Annotated in this window: 19 protein-coding genes and 1 tRNA gene; 15 read left to right on the top strand and 5 right to left on the bottom strand. The window is 41.7% G+C overall.

Features of this window, described 5'->3' with window-relative positions; genetic code table 11:
* The first annotated feature begins 16 nt into the window (after positions 1-16).
* From pssA to BN1209_RS07260, 3 genes are all read left to right on the top strand, one after another.
* Positions 17-832, top strand: coding sequence for a CDP-diacylglycerol--serine O-phosphatidyltransferase (pssA, locus tag BN1209_RS07270; RefSeq protein WP_045751585.1), 816 nt, complete (start codon positions 17-19; stop codon positions 830-832).
* 281 nt (positions 833-1113) lie between these two features.
* Positions 1114-2655, top strand: coding sequence for a 2-isopropylmalate synthase (locus BN1209_RS07265; RefSeq protein ID WP_045751584.1), 1542 nt, complete (start codon positions 1114-1116; stop codon positions 2653-2655).
* A 66-nt stretch (positions 2656-2721) separates the two neighbouring features.
* Positions 2722-3387, top strand: a complete 666-nt coding sequence (locus BN1209_RS07260; RefSeq protein WP_045751583.1) for a histidinol-phosphatase — start codon at positions 2722-2724, stop codon at positions 3385-3387.
* A gap of 10 nt (positions 3388-3397) precedes the next feature.
* On the opposite strand, the gene BN1209_RS07255 is transcribed toward BN1209_RS07260, so the two are convergent.
* Positions 3398-4201: a cytochrome C assembly family protein gene (locus BN1209_RS07255; RefSeq protein WP_045751582.1), complete on the bottom strand. Its 804-nt coding sequence runs from the start codon at positions 4199-4201 to the stop codon at positions 3398-3400.
* A gap of 129 nt (positions 4202-4330) precedes the next feature.
* Between BN1209_RS07255 and ffh the strand changes: the two genes are divergently transcribed.
* Entirely contained in the window at positions 4331-5683 is a 1353-nt protein-coding gene (gene ffh, locus BN1209_RS07250; RefSeq protein WP_045751581.1) for a signal recognition particle protein, read from the top strand.
* Positions 5684-5759: 76 nt separating this feature from the next.
* Positions 5760-5835: transfer RNA gene (locus tag BN1209_RS07245), tRNA-Lys, on the top strand.
* A 152-nt stretch (positions 5836-5987) separates the two neighbouring features.
* On the opposite strand, the gene BN1209_RS07240 is transcribed toward BN1209_RS07245, so the two are convergent.
* Entirely contained in the window at positions 5988-6338 is a 351-nt protein-coding gene (locus BN1209_RS07240; protein ID WP_045751580.1) for a DUF3147 family protein, read from the bottom strand.
* A 58-nt stretch (positions 6339-6396) separates the two neighbouring features.
* On the opposite strand from BN1209_RS07240, the gene BN1209_RS07235 reads away from it, so the two are divergent.
* The 6 genes from BN1209_RS07235 to BN1209_RS07205 all read left to right on the top strand — a co-directional run bounded on the left by BN1209_RS07235 (position 6397) and on the right by BN1209_RS07205 (position 10079).
* A complete protein-coding gene (locus tag BN1209_RS07235) occupies positions 6397-6759 on the top strand; it encodes a hypothetical protein (RefSeq protein WP_045751579.1) in 363 nt (120 codons plus the stop codon).
* Positions 6760-6795: 36 nt separating this feature from the next.
* Entirely contained in the window at positions 6796-7437 is a 642-nt protein-coding gene (locus BN1209_RS07230; protein ID WP_045751578.1) for a hypothetical protein, read from the top strand.
* A gap of 12 nt (positions 7438-7449) precedes the next feature.
* Complete coding sequence (locus BN1209_RS07225; RefSeq protein ID WP_045751577.1) at positions 7450-7785, top strand: heavy-metal-associated domain-containing protein; 336 nt, start codon at positions 7450-7452, stop codon at positions 7783-7785.
* Positions 7785-8183, top strand: coding sequence for a hypothetical protein (locus tag BN1209_RS07220; protein WP_171816516.1), 399 nt, complete (start codon positions 7785-7787; stop codon positions 8181-8183). Before BN1209_RS07225 ends, BN1209_RS07220 begins: the two co-directional genes overlap by 1 nt.
* A gap of 536 nt (positions 8184-8719) precedes the next feature.
* A complete protein-coding gene (locus BN1209_RS07210; RefSeq protein ID WP_144402563.1) occupies positions 8720-9376 on the top strand; it encodes a hypothetical protein in 657 nt (218 codons plus the stop codon).
* 19 nt (positions 9377-9395) lie between these two features.
* A complete protein-coding gene (locus BN1209_RS07205) occupies positions 9396-10079 on the top strand; it encodes a hypothetical protein (RefSeq protein ID WP_045751574.1) in 684 nt (227 codons plus the stop codon).
* 397 nt (positions 10080-10476) lie between these two features.
* Here the strand turns inward: BN1209_RS07205 and BN1209_RS07195 are convergent, their stop codons facing one another.
* Complete coding sequence (locus BN1209_RS07195; RefSeq protein ID WP_045751572.1) at positions 10477-10923, bottom strand: lysozyme inhibitor LprI family protein; 447 nt, start codon at positions 10921-10923, stop codon at positions 10477-10479.
* Positions 10924-11077: 154 nt separating this feature from the next.
* On the opposite strand from BN1209_RS07195, the gene BN1209_RS07190 reads away from it, so the two are divergent.
* Positions 11078-12262, top strand: coding sequence for a site-specific integrase (locus BN1209_RS07190; protein WP_171816515.1), 1185 nt, complete (start codon positions 11078-11080; stop codon positions 12260-12262).
* Here the strand turns inward: BN1209_RS07190 and BN1209_RS07185 are convergent.
* On the bottom strand, positions 12228-12614 hold the full coding sequence (locus BN1209_RS07185) for a hypothetical protein (RefSeq protein ID WP_144402562.1): 387 nt from the start codon (positions 12612-12614) through the stop codon (positions 12228-12230). The two genes, BN1209_RS07190 and BN1209_RS07185, sit on opposite strands and share 35 nt — an antisense overlap.
* A 155-nt stretch (positions 12615-12769) precedes the next feature.
* Entirely contained in the window at positions 12770-13690 is a 921-nt protein-coding gene (locus BN1209_RS07180) for a hypothetical protein (protein ID WP_045751570.1), read from the bottom strand.
* A gap of 126 nt (positions 13691-13816) precedes the next feature.
* On the opposite strand from BN1209_RS07180, the gene BN1209_RS07175 reads away from it, so the two are divergent.
* From BN1209_RS07175 to BN1209_RS07165, 3 genes are read left to right on the top strand one after another with little or no spacing between them, the layout of a single operon-like run.
* Complete coding sequence (locus BN1209_RS07175) at positions 13817-14590, top strand: hypothetical protein (RefSeq protein ID WP_045751569.1); 774 nt, start codon at positions 13817-13819, stop codon at positions 14588-14590.
* Between the two features lie 52 nt (positions 14591-14642).
* Positions 14643-15380 carry an AAA family ATPase gene (locus BN1209_RS07170; RefSeq protein ID WP_045751568.1) on the top strand — a complete coding sequence of 246 codons (738 nt, stop codon included), beginning with the start codon at positions 14643-14645 and terminating at the stop codon, positions 15378-15380.
* Positions 15381-15438: 58 nt separating this feature from the next.
* Entirely contained in the window at positions 15439-15960 is a 522-nt protein-coding gene (locus BN1209_RS07165; RefSeq protein WP_045751567.1) for a hypothetical protein, read from the top strand.
* The last annotated feature ends 14 nt before the right edge of the window (positions 15961-15974 follow it).

Raw genomic sequence — 15974 nt, 5'->3', positions numbered from 1 at the left:
ATTGGAAATCACCCAGATGGCTGAAGCTACTCCACGTCCTCGTCGCAAAAGAAACGCATTAGAGCCAAGTTTGCGTGAGCGCGGCATTTATCTTTTGCCCAATTTGTTTACCACTGCTGCCTTGTTCGCTGGTTTTTACGCTATCGTACAGGCCATGAATGGCAAGTATGAACACGCCGCCGTGGCGATTTTTATCGCAATGGTGATGGATGGTTTGGATGGGCGAGTGGCTCGCATGACCAATACGCAAAGTGCGTTTGGTGCGGAATACGATAGTTTGTCTGACATGGTGTCATTTGGTGTTGCGCCAGCATTAGTGGTTTATGTTTGGGCATTAAAGCCTATGGGTAAGTTGGGCTGGATTGCGGCATTTATTTATTGTGCGAGTGCTGCATTACGCTTGGCTAGATTTAACACCAAACTTGGTACTGCTGATAAACGTTATTTCCAAGGCTTGCCCAGTCCTGCTGCTGCTGCATTGTTAGCTGGTTTGGTTTGGGTGGCTTTCGATAATGACATTGCTGGAGATTTCATTTTTTATCCATGGTTCAAAATGAAATGGATTGCTTGGTCAGTGACTTTATTTGCCGGTTTGTCGATGGTGACAGATTTGCGTTTTTACAGTGGCAAAGAGATTAACTTAAAAAATAGTGTTCCTTTTGTGGTGATTCTTTTAATCGTCTTAGCGTTCGTACTGATTTCATATAGTCCACCAGAGGTCTTGTTCTTTGTGGCATTGGTTTATGCCTTATCTGGGTATGTGTTGTGGTTGATGCTTTTTTCTAAGCCCAAGGCTGTATTGGGTAATCAAGTCAGTGAATCAGAAAATTGACCATAAAGCTTTCGTAATAAAAACTTATCAGCCTCATCAATTTAATTGTCTTGAGCTAGAAAAAAAGCATGATATTATTTCTTGATGTTATTAAACAATTACACATCAGCTTGTTCAAATTCCAGCCAAATCTTGGCTGGCGCTTTATCACGTCTAGCGCTACTGCCTTAGGCAGTATACTGACGCACACCTCATATATAGATTTGCCACGCCGTTATGACGAATGCATAGCGGGTATTGCTATAAAAATTTAGCTATAGAAATTTAGATGGAAAAATAAAATGACAACAAATAATCAATTAATCATATTTGATACAACCTTGCGCGATGGCGAACAAAGCCCAGGCGCAGCAATGACTAAAGAAGAGAAAATCCGTATTGCGCGCCAACTTGAAAAGTTGGGTGTCAACGTGATCGAGGCAGGTTTTGCCGCGGCAAGCCCTGGCGACTTTGACGCAATTCATGCTGTGGCTGAAATCATTAAAGAATCGACCGTTTGTTCATTAGCGCGTGCGAATGAGAATGATATTCGTCGTGCGGGCGAAGCGATTAAACCTGCGAAAAAAGGCCGTATTCATACTTTTATTGCAACATCGCCTATCCATATGGAAAACAAATTACGCATGACGCCAGACCAAGTGTTGGCGCGTGCGGTGCAGGCTGTTAAATGGGCGTTGGAATATACCGATGACGTTGAGTTCTCTGCGGAAGATGCTGTGCGCTCTGATATGGACTTTTTAGTGCAAGTGTTTGATGCTGTGATTGAGGCGGGCGCTAAAACCATTAACGTGCCAGATACTGTTGGCTATTCAATTCCCGCGCTTTGGGGCGAGCGCATGCAACAATTGATTGCGCGCGTTAAGAACTCAGACAAAGTGGTCTGGTCAACCCATTGCCATAACGACTTAGGCATGGCAGTAGCCAACTCCTTGGCCGCGGTGATGTGTGGTGCGCGTCAAGTGGAATGTACGATTAATGGTTTGGGAGAGCGCGCAGGTAATGCCAGCTTGGAAGAAATTGTGATGGCAGTGCGCACCCGCCGTGACGTGTTTAATTTAGAAACATCGATTGATGCGACACAAATTGTGCCGACATCAAAATTGGTTTCTACGATTACTGGCTATCCAGTGCAGCCAAATAAAGCTGTGGTTGGCGCCAATGCTTTCGCGCATGAGAGCGGCATTCACCAAGATGGCGTATTGAAGTTCCGTGAAACTTACGAAATTATGCGTGCAGAAGATGTGGGTTGGAACGCCAACAAATTAACCTTAGGTAAGTTGTCTGGCCGAAATGCTTTCCGTTCTCGCTTAGATGAATTGGGCATCGCTTTGGATGGCGAAGAAGCATTGAATGCAGCTTTCGCTCGCTTTAAAACTTTGGCTGATAAAAAATCTGAAATTTTTGATGAAGACATCCAAGCCTTGGTGAGCGATGATTTCGTCAGTGACGATACAGAATATTTTAAATTAGCTTACTTGCAAGTTTGCTCACAAACTGGCGAAACGCCACATGCAGTGGTGGCTGTGCTTGATAGCGGCACTGAAAAACGTGCGGAGGCCGATGGTGGTGGTCCTGTAGATGCTGCATTTAAAGCGATTGAGAAGATTGTAAATAGCGGCGCTGAATTGCTTTTGTATTCAGTTAACAACATTACTAGCGGTACGGATGCGCAAGGTGAAGTGACCGTTCGTCTTGCTAAAGGTGGCCGTATTGTGAATGGTCAAGGTGCTGATACGGATATTGTGATAGCTTCCGCAAAAGCTTATTTAAATGCTTTGAACAAGCTTCATTCCAAATCAGAACGGGCACATCCGCAGATTTAATTTAGTCATCAAGTAAGCGCAAAGCCCCCAAAAATTAGGGGGCTTTTTTCATCAAGGGAGTAGGCATTGGATTTAGCAATTTTTGATTTGGATAACACCTTGTTAGCTGGTGATAGCGATTATCAGTGGGGTGAGTTTTTAATTGATATCGGCGTGGTCGATCGTGCGGCACACGCAAGCATTAACGACCAATTTTATGCGGATTACAAAGTGGGTAAGCTTGATATTGATGCGTTCTTGGCGTTCCAGCTTAAGCCTTTAAGCAACAACTCAAGAGCGCAGCTAGATGCTTGGCATTTGCAATTTATGCAAACCAAAATCCAGCCGATGATGACAGAAAAATCGCGTGCATTGGTTGAGAAGCACCGAGCCAATGGCGATGTATTGCTGATTATTACTGCCACAAATAGCTTTGTGACCGGCCCAATTGCCCAGGCTTTCGGCATCCCCAATTTAATTGGTACTGTGCCTGAAGAAGTGAACGGAGAATTTACAGGTAAGGTCGTTGGTACGCCTAGCTTTCAGCAAGGTAAGATTACGCGCCTAAATGAGTGGCTTGCTGAGCGCGGAGAGACCTTAAAAGATTTTGATACCACTTGGTTTTATAGCGACTCACACAATGATTTGCCATTGATGAAGCGAGTGGACAAGCCTGTGGCTGTGAACCCAGACCCAGTACTAGAGGCTTATGCTAAAGATCAAGACTGGCCAATCATCAGTCTGCGTAACTAATTAATTGAGCCTAACGACCAAGCAACACCTCTAGCACAAACTTACTGCCAATATAGGCTAACAGTAGTACAGCAAAGCCTGTCAGCGTCCAGCGGATGGCTGTGCGACCTCGCCAGCCATAGCGGGCTCTGCCAAGTAGCAAGCTACCAAAAATCAGCCATGAAATAATCGTAAAGATGTTTTTATGGTTGAGCTTTAGCGCCTGATGAAAAATTTGTTCAGAAAACAGCATGCCGCTAATCAACGTCAATGTGAGCAAGATAAAACCCAAGCCAATAATTCTGAACAGCAATGTTTCCATGGTCATGATGGGCGGAAAGCTTGGTAGCTTAATAAGTGATGTTTTTTGATGCAGGCTACGTTCAGCGGCAGCCATCAATAGTGCATGTAATGCGGCAAACGTAAACAGGCTATAAGCAAGTAATGCGATTGCAATGTGGATCATAAAGAGCGGGTCGTTGGCAAAAGCCACGATCACATTATTATGAAAGTAGGCTTGCAAGGCCAAGCTTGCAGCTGCTGGCGGCAACACAAAGGCTTGAAGGCTCTGAAGGTCGTGCTTAAAGTTAGCAATCCAATAGATAAAGACAGTCAGCCATAAAATAAGCGAAAGTGTATTGGCAATATTAAGATTGAGATCACCAATAAAAATGTCTTGATAGAGCAAGCTGGCATGAACAATGAGCCCAAGTGCGATCAAAACAGCATGTTTGTTTGATTTTGATTGCATTGATGATGTGCGCCAAAAACGAACAGCGACAGCGCTATATAAAACAATCACAATTAAATAGGGTAAGTAGATTGATGCTTGCATAGGTTTAATATCAAAGTAATGATATGAGTTAAAATGTTGATAAATGAATTCATACTATAGCATGAGCGCTCTGGCAGGTTAATGCCAGACCTGCCCACTGTTTGAAAGAAAAATAAGGTAACCCCCAACATGTTAGAAAACTTAAGCGGCCGCTTACAAAGCGTCATTAAAAACTTGCGCGGCCAAGCTCGGCTTAGTGAAGATAATATTGCCGATGCAATGCGTGAAGTGCGCATGGCGCTTTTGGAAGCGGATGTGGCATTGCCCGTCGTTAAAGACTTTATTGCTGAGGTCAAAGTGCGTGCGCAAGGACGTGAGGTGCTTGATAGCCTGACCCCAGGCCAAGCGGTGATTCAAGTGGTGCATGATGAGCTTACTAAGCTGATGGGTGCACAAAACGCAGGCTTAAATCTTGCCGCGGTGCCACCAGCGATTATCCTCATGGCGGGTTTGCAAGGCTCTGGTAAAACGACTACCTCGGCAAAATTAGCCAAATTATTAAAAGAGCAAAAGAAAAAAGTCTTGCTTGCGAGTGCGGACATTTACCGTCCTGCCGCCATCGAACAATTAAAAACGCTCGCCAATAGCCTAGAAGTCGATTGCTACGATTCAAATGCGAGCCAGAAGCCCCAGGACATTGCGCGCGATGCTTTGGCGCATGCTAAAAAGTTTTACTACGATGTCTTAATCTTCGACACCGCTGGTCGTTTGGGCATTGATGAAGCCATGATGGCCGAAATCAAAGATCTGCATACGCTACTTAACCCAGTTGAAACCCTTTTTGTGGTCGATGCGATGCAAGGTCAAGATGCGGTAAACACCGCAAAAGCCTTTGGCGAAACGCTACCGCTGACAGGTGTGGTGCTTACCAAATTAGATGGCGACTCACGAGGTGGTGCGGCGCTTTCGGTGCGTCATGTCACTGGTCAGCCAATTAAGTTTATTGGCGTCAGTGAAAAAGTGGATGGCTTAGAGCCATTCCACCCTGAACGGATGGCTTCGCGCGTGCTTGGTATGGGCGATGTGCTTTCGCTGATTGAGCAAGCGCAAAAAAATGTTGATTTAGACGAAGCTAAAAAATTCGCGGATAAAGTAAAGTCTGGCAAAAGCTTCGACTTAGAAGACTTCAAAATGCAAATGGTACAAATGCGTAACATGGGCGGCATGAGTGCGCTGATGGATAAGCTTCCCAGCCAAATGTCAGGCATGGCGGGCAAAATGAATAGCGATGATGGCGATAAAGCCATTAGACGTATAGAAGGCATTATCAATGCCATGACGCCATTAGAGCGTAAAAAACCAGAGCTGATTAAAGCAACACGTAAACGTCGTATCGCCGCTGGTGCCGGCCTTCAAGTCCAAGATGTCAATCGACTGCTTAATCAATTTGAAGAGACGCAAAAGATGATGAAAATGTTCTCAAAAGGTGGAATGGGCAAGATGATGCGCGCCATGCAAGGAAAATTTCCAGGTTTACGCTAGACTTTGATTGACGGGCGGTCATTTTTTATAGATAATTGCGACCTTTCGTTAGTTAGCTTCCTGCAAGATAACTAAAGGGCTGTTAGCTCAGCTGGTAGAGCAGCGGACTTTTAATCCGTTTGTCGTGGGTTCGATCCCCGCACAGCCCACCAAGTATTACAAAAGGGTTACGTGAAAACGTAGCCCTTTTTTTCGTCCAAAATTTCAATGCAGACCTGATGTGTGGTTTTAACTCAAAAGGTCTTAGATCAAAAAAGTCGGGAATCCCGACGTTTTGGGATTGGAATGTCAAAAGTTTTCACGCTTAGAGTAATTCAATTCCCCAGCCTTTAATGAGCTTAGCAAAAAAATAAAAGCTAATAAGCGTGACGATGATAGAAATCCCCATTGTTGACCAAAAGCTAAAACGCTTTAGTAACCAAGGAAACGCTAAAAACATTGGAAGGGTTGGGATGACATACCAAAAGGTATACCAAGCATGATTGGCAATCTTCTCGCTGGATTGGTTTTCCATAAATAGCCAAATTAACGTTAATACTGTCACAGTAGGCAATGCGGCAATCAGTCCACCTAATTTATCACTACGCTTTGCAACTTCAGAAATTAATACCACCATCCCAGCTGTAATTGCATATTTAAATATTATCCACTGCATTTCTATTCCCATTTATTAATAGATGAACTTTAGCTTCACGAAGCGTATCATAAGTATTATGAAGTCAATTCATAAAATCGTCGCTTTGTTGCTATTGCTTTGGACGCCGCTATTTTTTAGTGGTGCGGCTTACGCTGCAACGCAGATGGAATTAGCAAATGCTGCTTCGCACGAGACTGCGAAAGCTTCGCACTCTTGTCATGACATGCATAACGAGAGTGGGATTACGCATCAAGATATGAAACACAACACTGGCGATGCACATTGCCAGCATTGTGCTTTCTGCGTCGGATTTGTTACTCCACTTAATGAAGTTAACACTCATATTGTTCCTCAAGCCACTTCACTAGCTTTCAACGCTATGTGGGTTTCCTCCACACACAACATCACTCCAGACCATCGCCCTCCGATTGATGCTTAACGCATCGTAATTTTTTAAATTATTTTCGGAGGCATCATGCTTGCAAGACTATTTCTTGCATTGTTGCTATTGGTCACATTACCAGCCCAAGCGGCTGCGCTAATGGGATTCAAAGATAGCGCAATGTTAATGAGTGAGTTCTCGGTGGATAAAAAAGAACTCATGCTGAACTACTCTCCCTCAGTTGGTCACGCCTTTGGCGTTGAAACCATGTGGATGAGAGGCGAGAAGCAAACCAATCTCATTACTAACATCAATTACACAGGACTTATCAAGCGCTGGAATATGCCGAGTGGTCAAGCTAACTTATGGTTTATGACTGGCATAGGCGAAGCTTCTGGTGATTCTAGTGGGTTTTCTTATTCACCTAGCGTTCAGTTTGATTATGAAACGACACGTGTCTATTTCTTGGCGAAAGCCAGAATGGTACGTGCACCTCATATTCAATATGACACCTATAGTGTGCAAGGCGGCTTTTCTTTCTATGAAACAAGTTTTGAGGAAACTCAACCTTGGTTTGTCGTTGAAGCTCGCACCACAGAAAACATGGCGATGCGTAATGAAGTTACTCCAGCGCTAAGACTCATCAACCAAAACTACTTTCTTGAGTTTGGGATTACCAACCCATGGGATAGCGAATCACGCACACCCAGACTCAATTTAATGCTCACTTTTTGATAAGGAACCATCATGAAAAAACTATTTGTTATCGCAGTATTAGCAATTTTTACCAACACAGCATTTGCTGCAACTTCCATCCACGCAGAGGTAAAGGGCATGGTCTGTGCATTTTGTGCGAAAGGCATTAGTAAGAAACTGCGTGAGCAAGATTCCACGCAAGATGTTTGGGTGGATTTAAAAAGCCGTATGGTGGTGGTTGAGCTTAAAGACCAAAAGACCATGAGCTTGGAAGCGTTCACAAAGTTAATTAAGGATGCTGGCTATGATGTCGCAAGTGTTGAATATATCAATAAGAAGCTTCTTGAAATTAAGGCAGATCATACCCATATGAAAGAGGTGAAGTAATGACTGTGAATTCTCAACTTTTATCGATGAAGAAAGTATTAGCAGTGAACTGGTTAATTCTTTTTACCAGCAGTGCGACGCTTATTTGTTGTGCCATTCCAGCGCTGTTAGTAAGCCTAGGCTTAGGGGCAGTATTAATTGGATTGGTGAGTAACGTGCCACAACTGATTTGGATTAGTGAGCATAAGCCACTTGTGTTTGGTATCGCAGGCACGTTATTACTGCTTGCTGGGCTCATGCAGTGGCGTTCGTCCAAGCTACCTTGTCCAGCAGATAAACAACTAGCGCAAGCTTGTATGAAGGCAAGAAAGATGTCGAATGTGATTTATGGCATCTCATTATTGTTTTTTGCAGTGGGTTCCTGGTTCGCTTTTGTTGCGCCTTATTGGCTAGACTAATTCGAATTAAGTATCAGAAGTCTGTCGTTATAAGTTTTTTAACTTTAGGAGAGAATTATGTATGAAATGTTTAATGGAACAATCCCTATGCACGCAATTGCAATGTGCATTTTAATGAATGTCGCTTTGGTGCTATCCATTGCTGCGTTAGTCAAATACCTTATCAAAGGTAAATCTGGTTGCGGCTGTGGCTGTAATTGCGGCTGCAATTGTGGTTGTTCTTGCTGCAATGGTAAGAAAGAAAGTTGTGGCACAGAAAAAAATTCTTGCTGCAAATAATCAGAGGTTAGTTGTAAGAAAGGGTTACGTGAAAACGTAGCCCTTTTTTTCGTCCAAAATTTGAATACGTACCTGATGTGTGGATTTTTGTTGGGTAAGTTTCATGAGGTCTTTGATCAAAAAAGTCGGGAATCCCGACTTTTCTAGTTATGTTTACTAGCACTCTTTAATCGAGTTCGAATAAACTCTTCATATTGATAAAATTACTTGAAGGGCAATTGAGGACTATGCTCAAACTTATTAGGTCAGCTGCCCCTATGGCAAATCGTTTGGTAGCGATATCCTTGGTTTTGCTCTTGTTGAAGTTATTTTGTTTTAATCAAATTACTGAGCTATTTAACTTTGGATATCAGTTGGGACTGGTTGTAGATGGCATTTTGCTTTCCGTTATATCCAGCTATATCTTTTATCTTTTTGTAGTTCATCAGAAAGAAATAAGGGATAAAGAAAATATAACGCCATATATTGAAAAACATATTTTATCGATAATTGGGATCTGCTCAGCACAGGTGAATTCGATTGCTAAAGAGAGTGCAATCTCTTTGAATATTGAAAGTCTTGATAAAAGCTTGCTCAATCAAGCTATGACCAGGATTGATCCTAATGCCAAGGCACCGCTGATGATAGCAATTAATCCAGAGCAATACGCAAGCTGGCTTCAGTTCTTTGATCATCATAAGTATCGAACACAAGAAATTATTAAGCGTTTGTTTGTTCAGTTACCATTCTTGGATACCGAACTGATAGTGGCTCTCACTAACATCGATGAATGCATTCATTTTATGGCACTTGCTGGAACTGTAAGGTGGCCTGTGAGAAATACTAACCTTGAAGCATGGTCAGAATCATTTTACGATTACTGCGAACTTTGTATCAAACTCCAAAAGCTCTTAAAGAGAGAGACATTATCCTAATTTTATTACGGAAGTTTAAATGACTATAGTAAATGCTGAAGCAACCGTAGGCGTAAGTTCTGTGGCAACAGTATCTGCAAAGCTACGCGTAAATCTTGCCTTACACCATTTGATTGCAGCCTGTCGTTATTCGAACAGGATAAAGTGCATCGAAATTGAGAATAAAGGACAACCATTTGGTGGGTTTTGGGAGGAGGTTCTTCAGCAATCAATGGCCGTTTGTACATTAACTGTTGCTTCTTTAGAAGGATTTGTAAATGAAGTTTACTTTGAGGGGGGTATTTTAAAATCCACTGTGAACGATTCTGCATCAATCGAGTTGAGTGAGATTTTGGAAAGGGAGTCTATACTAAGAAAGTATTCAGTAGCGTTATCTCTAGTATCAGGAAAGCGTTTAGATATCGGTGAGGCAATAACACAAAACATATCAGCACTTATCAAGTTAAGAAATGCAATTGTTCATTTTTGTCCTGAGTGGATGGAAGAGCAAGATAAGCACGAAAAGTTATCTAAACTTCTAGAGCACAAATTCCATCAATCTGAATTTTTGGCAGAAGAGCCAATATTCCCTAGAGCGTGGGCGTCTCACAGTTTCTCGGTGTGGGCAATTAGCTCAACTATTAATTTTATCGACTATTTTTATAATGAAATTAGCCAACCCTCTGTTTTAGACCCTTTTAGAGATCGGTTAAAAGATTTCTGATGCCTGTTCGGTTGTCCATTATTTCAAAAGACTAGTCATAAGCATGGAGGGGTTGTTACGCAACTTCAGGGTAGAATAATCAAATCAGAAATATTCAACTGATTAACCTTATGATCAATATTATCCAACCAGCTTTGGCTTCAATTTACGCATTTCGTGTTGTGTTAAAGCTTCCTGCAAGCAACCGTTCAGAAAATCTAGAAGAGTACCCAGAGTTTATTGCTTTTGTTTCTAAGGCAAGAAGTTCTGGTTGGAGTGTGAATAAGTGCGTCAAGAATCTAACTATTCAATTGCAAGAAATAGATCGATACTCAAGAAACAATGGAAAGGATATAACCACAGGCCGAAAGCAAATACTCAAAGCTTGCTTAGATAACTGGGACTCGTTTGCAAGCTTTTAGCCTTCAAAACGTTTTTTTGGAGGTTGCGATCTTGGTTCAATATTACTTCTAAATTCAATTAAATGAAGTTCATGTAATCTTCGCTGGATCATTCTGCCTTTACACCAACTTATGTCAAAGCTTTGCATTGTTCCCCATTCCATTCGCCCGCTCTTCATATTCCTTGTTAGATCTCCCTCGGATTCACACTCAGACCTCATATATTCAACCCAAGATTTTTGAGATTTGTTAACTAACTCCATTCGATGTGAATCTAAATTCTTACTTAATTTTGCCAATCTAGTTTTAAGTTCGAGATCCATCTCTTCAATAACTCCAGTCCGGCATTGATCATCATATCGCCAGGATTTCTCATTTTCACAAGCTAAATCGGCATGTGCGCTTGATGTAAAAAACAGAATAATTAGCGCTAATATTTTTAATGAGAAATTGGATGGTTTCATAGCATTCCTGTAATTTATTAAATCGTATTAACTATGAACCTACTCTTACAGGTATAAGTTGTCAAATTGGCTGCTAATTGGTTGTCCATTCCCTAAAAAGACCATAAATTAGCCCTATATGGGCAAACCCCTAGCTGAAACAACACATGTCTTAATGAACAGAGAGCTTGTACTCTATAAGTCCCCGCGAAGTGAAGTATGGCAGTGTAGATATAAAGTTGATCACAAGTGGCTTCGTGCCAGTACCCGTGAATACAAGTTCGACCTAGCCTGCGCCAAAGCTAAAGAGTTATTGATAGAAGCTGAGATTCGCAAGCGCTCTAACATTCCAGTCGTTACCCGTAGATTTAAAGACATTGCCATACTTGCCGTTGATCGTATGCAGCAAGAGAAACGTGCTGGCACTGGCAAGGTTATCTATACCGATTACATGATCGTCATTGAGAAATATCTCATCCCATTTTTTGGCAGTCGAATGATTACCAACATCAACTATCAAGCTATTGATGAATTCGATGAGTGGCGATTGGCTAATATGAAAAAGCCGCCTACCCAAAGCACGTTAATGACACACAACGCAGCACTTAATCGCGTACTTGATGAGGCAGTCATGCGTGGTTATTTAAATGACGTCACAAGGCCTAAATTGGAAGCTAAAGGTAAAAGTGGTGATCGTAGACCTGCCTTTGACTTAGAAGAAGTAAAACGATTAATTCGAGCATTCGTAGGTTGGCCTGAACGAGGTAAAACAGCACATCTTATTGATTGCCGTTTTCTGCTTCGGGATTATGTATTCTGTTTATTAGATACAGGAGCAAGACCCGGCATTGAGCTATTTGGTATCAAGTGGCGACAAATAGAATTTGCTGTAGATTTTACTAGTGTTGTTTTGAGGGTAAGTGGCAAGACAGGTGCTAGGCAAATATTAGGTATGGAACGAACAGTTAATTCCATTCGAGCAATCGCACTTAGAAATTACACCGTCAATACTAATGACGCTTTGATCAATCTTACCAAGACATCAAATGACTTCATATTTAGAACACCTGATAAGACCAATCCAATTGGCAGTTTTCAGAGAACGTTTTCGATATTCCTTAAAGAGAATGACTTGTTAGTTGATCCCAAGACTGAGCAGAATAGAGTGTTTTATAGCCTTCGTCATACCTATGCAACGTTAGCACTCACTAATGATAATGTTCCCATCCACACACTAGCGAGGCAGATGGGAACAAGTGTGTTAATGATTGAAAAACATTATTCTCACTTAAGCGTTATCCAAGCGATTGATCAGCTTCGGGGAACTAAGACGAAGGGGCTGTTGGATCAGCAGGATTAGCGCCAGCGTTGGAAGACTGTGCCGCTTGGGTTTGTGCATTTAAATTTTGCTGTTGAAGTTTAGGGTTGAGAATGCCAGCAGGTTTCTTGGGATCAATTGGCTCAAGTTGAATTTCTCCAGAGGCGCTCACTTCATGAGCTTTTATATTGATGCTATTTAACTTTCTTGTTAGTGCTTCGTATTTTGTTTTTAGTGCATTGTAATCGACTATTTTTATATAGTTCCTCATGTCGACAGAAGGGCTCTGTTTAGAAGGGGCTTTTATCTTGATGATTTCTTCAATATGACCACAGCTTGTGCAAGTTAAACCAAATGCACTTCTAGGTTGACCTTTAATAACTTCAAACTGCAATGGTTGGAATTTGAGTTCTTTGTTTTGGCAATCGCTGCACTGAAGTGGCATGATGATGTCCCCATTAATTGAGTAGGAAAATCCCTACATCGCTAATGATTATCTCTTTGACAATTAGAGTCAATGACCTTAGATTTGTCCTGTAACAGGACAAATTAACTTTGCTCAGCTTGTAATTTCTTTTTAATATTTGCTTCCCAAGTGTTTTTACTTTTTATTCGCTTGGCAAGTGCTGGGTAATTGAAGTCGGCTTGTTCAACTGGATCTTCACAGGGGAATTTACCTCTCGCAGCATTTTCAGCAATCGCCTCATATTTCTTGAGTGCACGAGTTGTTATCTTGGTCATCATCAGGCGGTCATAGATTTCAGTACTTTCACGATCTAACCGTCGGGTGCTAGTGACATCTAACTCTTTGGAATACGAATCACTGAATCTGGAATGTGCGCCCAGTCGCCATGCTGCCCATTTAGGTTTGGCAGCTTTAAACCAAAGAAGTCTCAATCCTTTAAATAGCACAGGTGCTCTTAAACGTTGTCCGTGAAGTCTTATTCTGGACTGTGTTTCTTGTTCTGTTTCATCTTGAAGCTCAGTGAGGATCTTCTCGATCTGTTTTTTGTATTCAGTTTTTTTAAGACCCACAGGTAACGCTAAGAGTAATGTCCGCTCCAAACCTTCCTCAATTCTTGTTCCTTCTAGATAGCCATCTAAATCACTTTGCACATCCTTAGCTGCCAATTCTTTACCAACTTTAATGTCAGTGATTAGATGCACTTTAGGTTTCTTATAGGGATTACCAAATACCTTCAGTCCTCGTTCAATCCACCAGAATCTAAATAATATTTTTTGAACATCACCTAATAAGTCATAGGTCTTTAATACTTTCTCAAAATCGCTTGGTAGTTTTTTCTTATCTTCTTCGGTCAGACCTTCTTGACTGGCTTTTCTGGCTAGCTCATAGCTAGGACTCAATCTCAAATATTCAAACATCAATTCATAAGCCACGGTTGGCCTTGTATGCCAGTCAGGCTGATTGAAATCTGCAGGCCTTAATTTCCAGGGAAGTCTCTTTTGCATGAATGTCTACAAATAAGAATAAAAAGTATTTGTTCATAATACTATCCGTTCCAATTTGATTCAATGCTCGTACAACGCAATTCGGCAATTTCGCCAACACGATGCGTTGATGATAAGGAGCTTTAAATGAAAGTAGATAAAGAAATGAAATTGAACGTGGCTAACGGTGTAATGGTGAAGTTAGATGAGCTAGTAGTTAAACGTAATAAGTGGCAAGTGCACTATGACCGCACGAACAACACCTTATATGAATTGCTTGCAGGTTGTTTAGATTCTTATTACGCCATTAAAGGCACGAAAGCAGAAAAAGTGTTTCTCGAGAATATTAAAGATTCACTTCAGGCGCGTAAGTTAAAAGTGCAAGAAGGTACTTCAGTATTGAATTTGATTGTGCGTTACGTATTTGATTCAGATCGCCGTCGTATTCATGGCTATGCACGTGTACTTCGCGTGGCTGTTAAAGAAGAAATTGAAGTAGCTAACTTTGTAGAGTGGGTTAAACAAGCGGGAGGATTGGAGGAAATTACCTCTTCTAAAGGTGCTACAGAAGCAACGATTAAAAAACGTATGACTTTGGAAGCAAAAGTAGAGGATGTAAAAGACCTACTTATTGAGCAGTTACAGCATCCACTTGCGATTGTGCCTAAAACACATCTAGTCAGTGCAGTCGATACTGCAGAGTACACATTGTTGATTGGCAAGATGCAGGTCGATGGCAAGACGAAAGTATTGAGCGTAGTACCTGATGCCTCTAGCGCGATGATCCAAGCCTCAATTAAGAAAATTGCGGAAGCACTAATCGCACACGTAGAACGTGTGACGAAAGAGCGTTTAGAAAAAGAGGCTGATACAGCAAAGCTGGATGTGTTGAACTCTGCGGAACTGCTCGAGGCTGCTTAATTGATTTGAGGGGGAGCTAATCACTCCCCAACTTTTAGGAAAGGAATATGTGATGAATTTTGAATACAAATACGCGCCTCAGAAATTGAGTGACGTGATTATTTCAGACTCGGAGGTGCGCTATCAGTTAGATAGTTACATTAGTGGTGACAACATTAAGCCGCTAATTCTGCATGGGAGTTATGGAACAGGTAAGACAACGATAGCAAAGCTATTGCCGACTGAAATGGAAGGAAAGCCGGTAGTGATTGAGTTGTTACGCGCTACGGAATTTAACTCCATTAATGATGTGAATGAATTGTTTGGCTGCACTAACAATTTTTACAAGCTATTCACGATTGAAGGTCAGAATCGTAATTATGTGGTGAGTAATGAGGTGAACTTCACACATAAGGCGGCGGTTGCGTTTCGCGATATTGTCGATGAAATGATGTTCGCAACACAGTTCATCTTCACAACGAACAATGTTGAATTGCTAGATGCAGGTTTGCTGGATCGCTGTACAAAAGTGTTTGTGCCTGCTGCACAGCCGGAAGATTGGTTGCCACGCATTAAGTGGATTCTCAAACAAGAGGGTGTGAAGTTAAGTGATGCAAAGATCTTAAAGTTCTTAACGACGCAGCTTGGCGCTAACTCTAGTAATCGTAGTTTGCTGCGTGAGCTAGAAGATGTTGTCTTTAAGATCAGGCATCCACAGCCAGCCAAAGCAGCAGCGCCAAAACCTGTAGCAAAAGTTACCTTGCCACCAAAAGCAGTTGTGAAAGTCTTTAACCCATTGTCTGCAACTTAAACCCAATAGAGATTTGTCCTGTGAAAGGACAAATCTCTGACCTAAAAGGAATTTAGAAATGACTAAAGTATTTACACCCAAGCTTTACCTATTTGGACATGAATACAACGAAGCAGTTGAGCGTATTTTTGGCAAAGAAAATATTAAGATGGAGTTGATTACCCCAACATCATCGCTAGCGGATCCAATAGCGGAAAAACTGTCTGAGTTTGCGGATTATCGCCACGGCCGCGTGAGTCATATTGTGACCGTGACTGGTTATGAAAATAAGCAGCTTACTATGCTGAAGCTAGCAGGGCTCGATTACATGATGTTTGAAGTGAAGACAGTAGATGATCAAGATACCTTGTCCGATTGGTTTGATGACTACCAAACCTTTTTAGGTTGGTGGGATAGTGGTAATGACTTTCTGTCGGCACAAGAAACATTGTTAAACAATAGTGAGTCAATGTTTGACGATGACTATTATGGGGCACTTTATAACACTAACTTTGACCTAGTGGATATGAAGGATCGCTTCGAAGAGGTCTATCGAGAAGGCTTTAGAAGGGCATTTGAAAACAAGTTCCAGTTATCCTAGTTACTTGATATGAG

This window comes from Candidatus Methylopumilus turicensis, from assembly GCF_000953015.1.
GTDB classification, from domain to species: domain Bacteria; phylum Pseudomonadota; class Gammaproteobacteria; order Burkholderiales; family Methylophilaceae; genus Methylopumilus_A; species Methylopumilus_A turicensis.
The sequence above is the reverse complement of the archived record's forward strand: the minus strand, read 5'-3'. Positions and strand labels throughout refer to the sequence as shown.